Source organism: Xanthobacter sp. BG11Y11_SDJG, assembly GCF_057364445.1.
The window spans coordinates 1-12,812 of sequence record NZ_JBNFNU010000088.1; the positions used below are offsets into that span (position 1 = coordinate 1).

At 67.3% G+C, this 12,812-nt stretch carries 3 protein-coding genes and 1 pseudogene; 2 read left to right on the forward strand and 2 right to left on the reverse strand.

Translation table 11 applies throughout. The features are described 5' to 3' along the window. Positions 1 to 74 precede the first annotated feature (74 nt). A complete protein-coding gene (locus AC2W7M_RS09990) occupies positions 75 to 1,385 on the forward strand; it encodes an HlyD family type I secretion periplasmic adaptor subunit (RefSeq protein WP_486132070.1) in 1,311 nt (436 codons plus the stop codon). Between the two features lie 383 nt (positions 1,386 to 1,768). Then, complete coding sequence (locus tag AC2W7M_RS09995; RefSeq protein ID WP_486132066.1) at positions 1,769 to 9,907, forward strand: ExeM/NucH family extracellular endonuclease; 8,139 nt, start codon at positions 1,769 to 1,771, stop codon at positions 9,905 to 9,907. 137 nt (positions 9,908 to 10,044) lie between these two features. On the opposite strand, the gene rpoD is transcribed toward AC2W7M_RS09995, so the two are convergent. Both rpoD and AC2W7M_RS10005 read right to left on the reverse strand, forming a co-directional pair. Further along, the gene (rpoD, locus tag AC2W7M_RS10000; protein WP_486132068.1) at positions 10,045 to 12,045 is read right to left on the reverse strand and encodes an RNA polymerase sigma factor RpoD; all 2,001 of its coding nucleotides are present in this window, start codon (positions 12,043 to 12,045) and stop codon (positions 10,045 to 10,047) included. Between the two features lie 187 nt (positions 12,046 to 12,232). After that, positions 12,233 to 12,812, reverse strand: a pseudogene (locus AC2W7M_RS10005) (DNA primase); the annotation flags it as partial.

A 12,812-nucleotide genomic window follows, 5' to 3' on the forward strand; every position in this document is an offset into this window, starting at 1 on the left:
GCCGGCCGAAGCGGGCGCGGTGCCGGCCAAGCCCCGCACTCGTGGTCGAGCGCGACCGGATAGGAGACGCCGCCATGGCCGCCGGCAAGCCGCTCGATCCCTTCCGCGACATCCGCGCGACGACCCTTTGGGGCGGCGCCCTGCTGCTCGTGCTCCTCGGCACGGTCGGCGTGTGGGCCGCCACCGCGCCGCTCTCGGGCGCGGTGATCGCCCAGGGCCAGGTGGTGGTCGAGAGCAACGTGCGGCGCATCCAGCATCCGACCGGCGGCGTGGTGGGCGAGATCCTCGTCAGCGACGGCGACCGGGTGAAGACCGGCGACGTCCTGGTGCGCCTCGACGAAACCACCGCCCGCGCCAATCTCGGCATGGTCGACAACCAGATCAATCAGCTCGCCGCCCGCAAGGCGCGGCTGGAAGCCGAACGCGACGGACGGTCCGCGATCGTCTTCCCGGCCGCGCTGAAGAACCATGCCGCCGAGGAGGCGATCGCCGCCATCCTCGCCGGAGAGGAGACGCTGTTCTCTTCGCGCCAGGCGGCGCGCGACGGGCAGATCTCCCAGCTGCGCGAGCGCATCGCCCAGACGCAGGAGGAGATTTCCGGCCTTGCCGCGCAGGTCGCCTCCAAGCGCGAGCAGATCCGCCTGATCGAGCTGGAGCTTGAAGGCGTGCGCAAGCTCTATGCCTCCAATCTGGTGTCCATCTCGCGCATGACCAGCCTGGAGCGGGAGGCGGCGCGACTCTCCGGCGAGGCCGGCCAGCTTGTCGCGGAGACCGCGCGCGCCAAGGGACGCATCACCGAAACCGAGCTTCAGATCATCCAGATCGACCAGGAGCAGCGGCGCGAGGTCTCGACCGAGCTGCGCGACGTGGAGACGCGGCTCGCGGACTTCGCCGAGCGGCGCGTGGCGGCCGTGGACCAGCTCCAGCGCATCGACCTGCGCGCGCCGCAGGACGGCGTGGTGCACCAGAAGACGGTGCATACGGTGGGCGGCGTGGTGAGCGCCGGCGAGCAGATGATGCTCATCATCCCCGAGCATGACGGACTAGTGGTCGAGGCGCGCATCGACCCGCAGCTGATCGACCGGCTCAGGGTGGGGCAGAACGTGATCCTGCGATTCTCCGCCTTCGACAGCGCCGACACGCCGGACCTTTCGGGCGTGCTGACCCGCATCTCGGCGGACCTCACCCGCGACCCGCAGAGCGGGCTGTCCTTCTACGTGACCCGCATCGCGCTCCGGCCGGGCGAGGCGCAGCGCCTCGACGGCAAGCAGCTGATGCCGGGAATGCCGGTGGAAGCCTTCATCCAGACCGGCGAGCGCACTGCCCTCGCTTATCTGGTGAAGCCGGTGAAGGACCAGCTGATGCGGGCCTTCCGGCACGACTGACGCCCGCGGCCCTCTCTGTCCGCTCCCTCGCCGCGCCTGCAACCTTCTGGCGCGCCGACGGCGTTGTGACAACAATCTTCTTGCAACCCATAATATTTTATCCCGGTCGCCTTGTAATGTGCGCCGGCATATAAAATTTTGAGTTGAAATACAATTTGCCGGAGAAGCAACAAAACAAATGAGAAGTCTTCATTGAATCGAGATACTTAAAAAAATGTCACCACGTCGGCACCGGATATTCATCGTTCTGTTGTGATCGGTTTTAGGGTCACCCTCGATTACCGAAGGTTAGGTGGGAAACCAGTGCGCTGGGCGGCGGCACTGTGCTTCCCCTTCTGCGCTCGCTTTCCCCGTGGCCGCCCCGATCCGCAGCGAGATCCCCCATGGCGACCACTCCCCACGTCCTGTCCACCGGCAACTTCTCCCAGACCTGGAGCAGCGCCGACCTCATCACGGCCAATGACGACTGGTCGAACGTTGCCGCCATCGTCGGCTATCTCGGCGACATCGACAGCGGCAGCAGCACCAACGTGGACCCGCGGACCCTAACCGGCGCGGATCTCGGCGCGGTGGACGTGATCGCCGATCAGACCGCGACCACCCTCACCAGCGGCGGCGTCGCCGAGTTCGATACACTCGGCAATCCCACGGTCGCGCTCCAGGGCTCCGGCACCGCCGACGCGCCGAGCCTCGTGATCTATCTCGACGCCACCGGCCGCTCGGATGTGCGCCTGACGTTCGACGCCCGCGACATCGATGGCTCGAGCGACGACGCCGCGCAGCAGATCGCGGTGCAGTACCGCCTGGGCAATTCGGGCAGCTGGACGAACGTGACCGGCGGCTACGCGGCCGACGTGACGACCGGCGGCACCGCCACCCAGTCCACCCCCTTCGACCTGACGCTGCCCGAAGCCGTGAACGGCCGCAGCGACCTCCAGGTGCGCATCCTCACCACCAACGCCTCCGGCAGCGACGAGTGGGTGGGCATCGACAACATCTCCGTGACCAGCGCGCCGGCGGTGGAGACCCAGAAGCTCGGCTTCGCGGTCGATTCGCTGTCGCTGTCTTTGGTGGAAGGCGACACCGGCACCCAGCTGCTCACCTTCACCGTGGAGCGCACCGGCGGCACCACCGGCGAGGTCAGCTTTTCCGGCTCGTTCCTCGCCGGCGACACCGCCACCGACGACTTCGCCACGCTGATCACCGGCTTCGCCGGCATCATTGCCGACGGGCTCGCCTCCACCACGGTGACGATCGAGGTCAACGGCGACACCGAGATCGAGCTGGACGAGGCGTTCTCGCTCACCCTCACGGACGTTGAGAATTCCGGCGGCGTCGAGACCACGATCCTCGACGCGCGCGCCACCGCCCAAGCCACCATCCTCAACGACGATGCCGCGGCCACCGTGATCGGCGGCATCGAGATCCTCGACATGGCCGAGTCCCTCACCGGCTCGGTGACCGCCCCGGTCGCCACCGAGACGCTCACGGTCACGCGCCGCGGCTCCTGGGACAGCGGCGACGGAGAAGGCGGTTCGGAGAGCATCACCTTCGACGACACGACCGCCCGTGCCTACGTGACCAATGCGGCCAGCGACCGCATCGACGTGCTCGATCTCTCCAACCCTTTCGCGCCGGCGAAGGTGGCCGAGATCGACCTCTCGACCCTGCCCGGCTACGGCGAAGTGAATTCGGTGGCCGCCTATGACGGCATCATCGCCGTGGCGGTGCAGAATGCGGACGGCGGCGAAGCCGGCCTGGTCGCGCTCTATGACGGCGACGGCACCCTCATCAAGACGCTCTCCGTCGGCGTGCTCCCCGACCAACTCACCTTCTCGCCCGACGGCAAGCTGCTGCTGGTGGCCAACGAGGGCGAGCCCTATCTCGACGAGGGCACCGGCGAGACGGTGAACGCCCCCGGCTCCGTCACCATCATCGACATGAGCGGCGGCGCGGTCGGCGCGACAGTGCGCAACACCGTGGGCTTCACCGCGCTCGACGGCTTCGAGGACCAGCTCTCCGACCTCGGCCTCAAGATCTTCGGCGGCAATTCGGACCTCGAGGCCCCCACCGCCTCGCAGGACATCGAGCCGGAATATGTGGCGGTCTCCCCCGACGGCACCAAGGCCTATGTCACCCTCCAGGAGGTGAACGCGGTCGCGGTGATCGACCTCACCGACACCGACGCCGACAAGCCGGTCTCGATCCTGCCGGCGGGCTATGTGGATTTCTCGCTTGCCGGCAACGAGGCCGACTTCTCCGACCGCGACGGCGGCGGCAATTCGAAGGCCATCTCGGTGGGCAATGCGCCGGTGAAGGGCCTGCTCCAGCCCGATGCCATCGCCTCCTTCGAGATCGATGGCGCCACCTATTTCATCACCGCCAATGAGGGCGACACTCGCATCGTCCAGAACGGTTCGGAAGGCCTCAACGAGGCCCGCGCCTCCAGCTTCGGCGTCACCGACACGGACTATGCCCGCTACAACCTCGACACCGTGTGGACCACCTCCGCCGACGACCTCTACGGCTTCGGCGGCCGCGGCGTCTCGATCTTCAAGCAGAACCTCGACGGCACCATCGAGAAGGTGAATGAGACCGGCGGCGACTTCGAGCAGATCCTCGCCGCCCTTCCCAACGCCTCGACCGTGTTCAACGGCGAGAATGGCGGCAGCTTCGACACCCGCTCGGACAACAAGGGCGCCGAGCCCGAAGGCGTCACCGTCGGCGAGGTCAACGGCAAGATGTACGCCTTCGTGGCGCTGGAGCGCATCGGCGGCGTGATGGTGTGGGACGTCTCCACCCCCGAGGATGCCAAGTACGTCGATTACATCGCCCCCACCTCCGAGGATTACGGCCCGGAGGTGATCAAGTTCGTCGCCGCCGAGGACAGCCCGACCGGCCGCGCTCTGCTCATGACCGCGAACGAGATTTCCGGAACGGTCACGGTCTATGACCTCGAAGACCCGGCCGTCACCAAGATCAGCGCCATCCAGGGTGAGGGCGACGCGTCCGCTCTGGTGGGCCAGACCGTCACGGTGGAAGCCATCGTGGTCGGCGACTTCCAGAACGGCGACGGCGACGACAGCCGCAACCTCGGCGGCTTCTACATCCAGGAAGAGAAGTTCGACGAGGACGGCAACCCGCTGACCTCGGAAGGCATCTTCGTCTATGGCGGCACTGGTGACGTGAACGTGGGCGACCGCGTGCGGGTGACGGCGACGGTCTCCGAATATTTCGGCATGACCCAGCTCAACGCCACGTCCATCGCCGTGATCGAGGCCGGGGCGGTGGCGGACATCAACGAGATGGCCACCACCATCAGCCTGCCGGCGGCCGACGTGACGCTGAGCCAGGACGGCGACTACCAGCCGGACCTGGAAGCCTATGAGGGCATGCTGGTCACGGTCGAGCAGGAGCTCACCATCACCGAGCAGTTCAACCTCGACCGCTTCAACGAGATCAAGCTGGTGGCGGGCGAGCGCCCGGCCCAGTTCACCCAGGAGAACGCCCCCGACGCCGCCGCCTATGCGGCCTATCTGGAGGCGCTGGGCACCCGCACCATCACCTATGACGACGGGCTGAACGTCCAGAACGCCGCCATCACCAACCTGGACGGCTTCGACCCCTACAGCACCGAGACCGCCCCGCGCATGGGCGACACCATCACCGGGCTCACCGGCGTGCTCGACTATCAGTGGGCGGGCAATTCCGCGTCCGGATCCACCTGGCGCATCCGCTCGGTGGAGGACGGCACCAACACCTTCGAGGAGGGCACGCCCCGCGAGGACGCGCCGGAGGACGTGGGCGGGCGCCTCACCGTCGCCTCGCTCAACGTGCTGAACTACTTCACCACCATCGACACCATCTCCGACTCCAGCTCCGACCAGCCGGGCGACAACACCGCGGCCGGCTTCGACCCGCGCGGTGCCGACAGCGATGCGGAGTTCGCGCGCCAGACCGAGAAGCTGGTGGGAACCATCCTCTCCATCGACCCCGACGTGCTGGCGCTGGTCGAGATCGAGAACGACTTCCTCGCCGGCTCGGACGGCAACGCGCTGGAATATCTCGTCGACCAGCTCAACGCCGAGCTGGGCGCCGAGATCTATGCCTGGGTCGATCCGGGCACCCAGTTCGTGGGCGGCGACGCGATCGCGGTGGGCTTCATCTACAAGCCCTCCGAGGTGACGGTGGCCTATGACACCACGATTGAGATCCTCGACGACGGCGACCTTTCGGCGCTGGGTCTCGACAGCCTGCTGGACCAGAGCACCGTGGACGGCGTGTTCAACGGCGTGAACACCAGCCGCGCCGCGCTGGCGGTGACGTTCGAGGAGGTGGAGACCGGCGAGACCTTCACCGCCATCGCCAACCACCTGAAGTCCAAGAGCGGCACGGGCACCGATGCCGATGCCGACCAGCTCGACGGCCAGGGTGCCTGGCAGCAGCAGCGCGAGCTCGCCGCCACCGCGCTGACCGCCTGGGCCGAGAGCGACCCCACCGGCTCCGGCGATAGCGACGTGCTGCTGCTCGGCGACTTCAACGCTTATGCGAAGGAAGACGCGATCGGCATCCTCGAGGAGGCCGGCTTCGAGAGCCTGGAGACGCGCCTGGAGGATCCCTACTCCTACGTGTTCGACGGCCAGACCGGCTCGCTCGACTACATCTTCGCCAACGAGACGCTCGCCGCGCAGGTCACGGGCGTGACCCACTGGCACATCAATTCCGATGAGGCCGACGCCCTCGACTACAACACCGACTTCGGCCGCGACCCGAGCATCTTCGATGCCGACAGCCCGGTGCGCACCTCCGACCACGATCCCCTCATCATCGGCCTCAACCTCGAAGAGGAGCCGCCCGTGTCGACCACCTACACGCTCCAACTCCTGCACTTCTCGGACGGCGAAGCGGGCCTGCTCGCGTCCGAGACCGCGCCGAACCTCGCCGCGCTGGTCGACGCCTATGACGACGACTACGGCAACACCCTGATCCTCGCCGGCGGCGACAACTGGCTCCCCGGCCCGTTCCTCGCTGCCGGCACCGATCCCGCGGTGCGCGACGCCATCAACGAGGTGACCGGCTCGACCATGACCGGCACGATCCCGATCGCCGCCGCCGACATCGCCATCCACAACGTCATCGGCGTCGAGGCGTCGGCCCTCGGCAACCACGACTTCGACCTCGGCTCGAACGTGCTGGCGGCGTCGCTGACGCCCGGTTCCGGCTGGGTGGGCGCGCAGTTCGTGTCGGTCTCGGCCAATCTGGTGGTGGGCCCCTCCTCGCCCTATTACACCGACCCGACCGCCACCGACTCGGCGCTGAACGCCATCTATGTGGACACGGTGGACTACAACGTGCAGCCGGGCGTGGACCAGCCGGCCACCACCACCGCCATCCCCGAGGCCTCGACCCTCAAGGGCAAGATCGTCCCCGCCGCGGTCATCACCGAAGGCGGCGAGAAGATCGGCATCGTCGGCGTCACCACCCAGATCCTTGAGACCATCTCCTCGCCCTCGGGTGCCGAGATCGCCGGCTTCCCCGGCGGCACTGGCGCCAACGGCGAAGTGGACGACATGGATCTGCTGGCCGCGCAGTTGCAGCCGATCATCGACGAGATGATCGCCGAGGGCGTGGACAAGATCATCCTCCAGTCGCACCTGCAGATCATCGGCAACGAGATCGAGCTGGCCGGCAAGCTCAAGGGCGTGGACATCATCCTGTCCGCCGGCTCCAACACCCGCATGGGCGATGCCGACGACGAGGCGGTGGCGTTCCCCGGCCACGCGGCCGATTTCGCCCTCGACTACCCCTATCTCGGCGCCGACGCCGAGGGGAATCCCATCCTCATCGTCAACACCGACAACGAGTACACCTATCTCGGCCGCCTGGTGGTGGACTTCGATGAGAACGGCCACATCATCACCGACAGCCTGACCGCCAACCAGGCCATCAACGGCGCCATCGCCGCCACCGAGGAGAACGTCGCGGAAGCGTGGGAGACCACGGTCGACAACCTCGACGCCACCGCCTTCGCCGAAGGCACCAAGGGCGGCGACGTGAAGACCATCACCGAGGCGGTGCAGGGCGTGATCGACGTCAAGGACGGCAACGTCTACGGCTATTCGGACGTCTATCTGGAAGGCGAGCGCGGCCAGGTCCGCAACCAGGAGACCAACCTCGGCAACCTGTCCGCCGACGCCAACGCGGGCAGCTTCACCTCCGCCCTCAAGGACGCCCTCGGCAATGAGGCTGAAGGCGCCTATGTGGTCTCCATCAAGAACGGCGGCGGCATCCGCGCCCAGATCGGCACCCTCTCGGCGCCCGATCCGGTGGACGGCACGGTGGACAAGCTGCCCCCCGAGGGCGGCGTCTCCCAGCTGGATGTCGAGAACTCGCTGCGCTTCGACAACAAGCTCATCACTTTCGACACCACGCCGGAAGGCCTGAAGGCGATCATCGAGCACGGCGTCGCCTCCTACGGCAACCAGGGCCGCTTCCCGCAGATCGGCGGCGTCTCCTTCTCCTTCGATCCGGATGCGGTGGCAGGCAGCCGCGTGCTCGACATGGCGCTGGTCGATGCCGACGGCAACGTCCTCGTGCAGCTCTATGACGACGGCGTGCTTCTGGACGACGTGCCGGCCGAGATCTCGGTGGTGACGCTGAACTTCCTCGCCGACGGTGGCGACGGCTATCCCATGAAGGCCAACGGCGAGAACTTCCGCTATCTGCTCGCCGACGGCAGCCTCGGCCCGGTGCTCGACGAGAGCCAGCTCCTGGTGCCGCTCGCCCCCACCGACGCCATGGGCGAGCAGCTCGCCCTCGAGCGCTACATGCGTGCGAACCACGCCACCGAAGAAACCGCCTACGACCTCGCCGACACCGACATGGCCGGCGACGAGCGCATCCAGAACCTCAACGCCCGCGCCGAGGACACCGTCCTCGTCTCCGAGCAGGTCACCTTCTCCGGCGATGCCGATGCCAACATGGCTGAGGGTGGCGCCCTCGCCGACATCCTCTCGGGCAATGCCGGCAACGACATGCTCAAGGGCCACGGTGGAACCGACCTGCTGCGTGGCGGCGCCGGCGACGACCTGCTGTTCGGCGGCACCGGTGACGACATCCTGCTGGGCGGGGCCGGCACCGACGAGATCTATGGCGGCGACCAGGACGACGAGATCGAAGGCGGCCGCGGCGACGACATGCTCATCGGCGGCAACGGCTCCGACACCTATTCCTACGAACAGGGTGACGGCTCCGACACCATCGCCGAGGGCGAAGGCCTCGAAGACGACATGGACGCCCTGGTGTTCCAGGACATCGAGAGCGACCAGGTCGCCTTCACGGTCGCCGGCAACGACGTCGTGATCCGCCTCGAGGACGGCTCGCTTCTGACCCTGAAGGATCAGATGCTGACCGGTGGCGTGGAGGAGATCGTGTTCGCCGACGGCGAGACGCTCAGCCGGCAGGCCATCCTGGGCAGCCTGGAGAACGCGGCTCCGGTGGCCGCCGACGACACGCTCGCCGCGGTGGCCGAGGACGCCGCCGCCTTCACCATCCCCTTCGCCGAGCTGCTGGCGAACGATACGGATGGCGAGGGCGACACGCTCACGATCGCGGGTCTCAAGAACGTGGTGGGCGGAACCGCCCAGATCACCGAAACGGGCGTGCGCTTCACCCCGGCGGCCAACTTCAACGGCCAGGCCTCGTTCGAGTACATCGTCTCCGACGGCGAGGACACCGACGAGGCCAAGGCGAGCTTCACCATCACCCCGGTGAACGACGCCCCGGTCGCCACCGATGATGCGGGCAGCGTGTCCGAGACCGAGAGCAAGCTCTTCGACCTCCTGGTCAACGACAGCGACGTGGACGGCGGCGCGCTGAGCCTTGCCGGCTTCGAGGTGACCGCGGTTTCCGGCCTGAACCTCGACGCCGAGGACGCGGCCGCCGCCTTCTCCATCGTCGGCGGCAAGCTCGCCTTCGCCCCGGGCGACACCTTCGCCGGCCTGGACGCCGGCGAGACCGCGCGGGTGACGGTGGCCTACCAGCTCTCCGACGGCCAGGGCGGCACGGACGTCGGCGCGTTCGTCCTCGACATCGCGGGCGAGAGCAGCCTGAACCAGGTCGTCGGGACCAACCAGCGCGACCAGCTCCGCGGCACCACGGGCGACGACCAGCTCCTCGGCCTCGGTGGCAACGACAACCTCCGCGGCAATGCCGGGGCGGACGTGATCGACGGCGGCGCCGGCAACGACCAGCTGCGCGGCGGCGGCGGCAACGACGTGTTCGTCTTCCGCTCCGGCTACGGGCGCGACACGGTGTTCGACTTCCAGCGCGGTGCGGACGTGATCGAGATCGACGCCGACGTCTATGCCGACTTCGACGCCATGGTCGATGCCGGTGCCATCACGACGACCGGTGCCTTCTTCTTCCGCGCGGCCACCATCACCCTCGACGACGGCTCGCAGATGCTGCTGCGCGGCGTCAACGGCGCCAGCCTCTCGGCTGACGACTTCCGCTTCGTGTGAGGCGGGCGCCACCGACCCGTTCCGGAGGATATCCGAAGGAACGGGAAGGCCGCGCAAGCTGCGTGCAAAACAAAGAAGCCCCGGAAATCCGGGGCCTCTTTTTTTGCCAAAACCGATCGGACGGCGCGCGCCGGGCGTCAGTTGTCGAGGAAGCTCCGGAGCTTGCGCGACCGGCTCGGATGCTTGAGCTTGCGCAGGGCCTTGGCCTCGATCTGGCGGATGCGCTCGCGCGTCACCGAGAACTGCTGGCCCACCTCTTCCAGGGTGTGGTCGGTGTTCATGCCGATGCCGAAGCGCATGCGCAGCACGCGTTCCTCGCGGGGCGTGAGCGAGGCGAGGACACGCGTGGTGGTCTCGCGCAAGTTGGACTGGATCGCGGCGTCGATGGGCAGCACCGCGTTCTTGTCCTCGATGAAGTCGCCGAGGTGGCTGTCCTCCTCGTCGCCGATGGGCGTTTCGAGCGAGATCGGCTCCTTGGCGATCTTCAGCACCTTGCGCACCTTCTCCAGCGGCATGCCGAGCTTCTCGGCCAGTTCCTCCGGGGTCGGCTCGCGGCCGATCTCGTGCAGCATCTGCCGCGAGGTGCGCACGATCTTGTTGATGGTCTCGATCATGTGCACGGGAATGCGGATGGTGCGGGCCTGGTCGGCGATCGAGCGGGTGATCGCCTGCCGGATCCACCACGTGGCGTAGGTGGAGAACTTGTAGCCGCGGCGGTACTCGAACTTGTCCACCGCCTTCATGAGGCCGATATTGCCCTCCTGGATCAGGTCCAGGAACTGCAGGCCGCGGTTGGTGTACTTCTTGGCGATGGAGATGACGAGGCGCAGGTTGGCCTCCACCATTTCCTTTTTCGCCTGGCGGGCTTCCTTCTCGCCCTTCTGCACCATCTGCACGATCTTGCGGAACTCGGAGATTTCGAGCCCCGTCTCGGTGGCGAGCGCGTGGATGTCCCCGCGCAGGTCCTTGATCATCTCCTTCTCGTGCGCGACGAAGCCCTTCCAGCCCTTGGAGCCGAGCTTGGAGACGCGCAGCACCCACTTGGGGTCGAGTTCGGAGCCCATATACTGCTTGAGGAAGTCGTCGCGGGCGACGCCGTAGCTGTCGGCGAGGCGCAACAGGCGACCCTCCAGGCCCACGAGACGCTTGTTGATCTCGTAGAGCTGCTCCACCAGGGCGTCGATGCGCTGCTGGTTGAGAGAGAGGGACTTCACGTCGGCGACGAGGTCCTCCTTCAGCTTCTTCGCCTTGCGCTCCTGCGCCGGGGAGAGCGTCTCGTTCTTCAGCTTCGATTCGACGTTCTGGTCCTGCAGCCGGCGCAGCTTGGTGTAGCTGGAGGCGATGCGGTCGAAGGTCTCCACCACCTTCGGCTTGATCTCCGCCTCCATGGCGGCGAGCGACATGGAATTCTCCATGTCGTCCTCGTCGCCCTCGGGGCCGGCGCCGTCGCCGAGAAGGCCGTCCTCGCCCGCCTCGGGGGCAAGCGCCGCCTCGTCGCCGATGGCGGCCGGTGGATTCTTGCCCTCGGGGCCGGCATAGGTCGCCTCGAGGTCGATGATGTCGCGCAGCAGAACGCGCGCCTCGGTGAGTTCGTCGCGCCAGATGATGATGGCCTGGAAGGTGAGCGGGCTCTCGCACAGGCCGGCGATCATCGCCTCGCGGCCGGCCTCGATGCGCTTGGCGATGGCGATCTCGCCCTCGCGGGAGAGCAGCTCCACCGAGCCCATCTCGCGCAGATACATGCGCACCGGATCGTCGGTGCGCTCGGCCGGCTCCGACTTGGTCTCGGAGCGGGTGACCGCGCGCGGCGAAGCCTCGGCAAGCTCGCCGCCCTCCGCCTCTTCCGGCTCCTCGGCCGTCTCGCCTTCCTCGGCGCTCTCCTCGGTCTCGGCCTCCTCGGCCTCGATCACGTTGATGCCCATGTCGTTGAGCATCGCCAAGGTGTCCTCGATCTGCTCGGAGGTCACCTCCTCGGAAGGCATCACCTCGTTGAGCTGCTCGTAGGTCACGTATCCACGGCGCTTGGCGTTCTTGATCATCTTCCGGACGGCCGCATCCGAGAGGTCGAGCAGCGGCCCGTCGGGGGCCTCGCTTTCCTTCTCCGGAGCCTCGGTCGCCTCGGCCGATTGTTTCGCCATGGACTTCTCCTGCTGATCTCGCCGGCTAGAAACGACAAGACGGCGGCGCGGCCCCTCGGCCTCGCCACCTTTTGCCTTCGCACCCGGGAGCGGCTTTTTCGTCGCCATCCCGTTAAACCAGCCTGAACGCGCATCCAACCCCCATGGTCGGAGCGGCAGACTTCCTTCGACTATCCGGAGGACGGCTTCATACCGAGCGCGCCGACGCGCGGCCCGAAGAAGCGCCAAACCCCTCCACCAAAGCTTCCGTACCGTCAATCGCCGAAAGGCGCTCGCGCACGTCGCGGAGCCAAGCGAAATTCTGTTCGCTGGGGTCATCCCCCAGGCTGCGCTCCGCTTCCCTCAATTCCCTAGATAGCGCGTGAGCCTTGCGATGCAAGGCCGTGCGCTGATGCCACCAGAGCCGGACATCGCTCGGAGCGGTATCTTTGTATGCCGGCCAGTCGTGGCGGGGGTTGGCAAGGGCGCTCACCCGCTTGGCCAGCGCCTCCATGTCCGCCTGTCCAAGGCGGGCGGACAGGCCCTCGTCGTCGAGGCCTTCGAGATGGGCTTCCAGCAGCAGCCGGCGCAGGCGGTCGGCGTCGGGATTGGCGAGCGGCAGGCCCGCCACCTCCTCCGAGGCCTCGTCCAGGAGGAACGGGTGGTTGATCAGGCAGAACAGCAGCAATGCCTCGTTGCGCGGCATCGCCGCCATGGGCCCGCGGACCAGCGCGCTCCTGGCGATCTCCCCGCCGCGCGGCACCAGCGGCGCTCGCGCGGCGGAAAGC

Bases quoted from the DNA above. Each gene is read 5' to 3' on its own strand.
- AC2W7M_RS09990 (WP_486132070.1), top strand. From the start codon at position 75: ATGGCCGCCGGCAAGCCGCTCGATCCCTTCCGCGACATCCGCGCGACG.
- AC2W7M_RS09995 (WP_486132066.1), top strand. From the start codon at position 1,769: ATGGCGACCACTCCCCACGTCCTGTCCACCGGCAACTTCTCCCAGACC.
- rpoD (WP_486132068.1), bottom strand. From the start codon at position 12,045: ATGGCGAAACAATCGGCCGAGGCGACCGAGGCTCCGGAGAAGGAAAGC.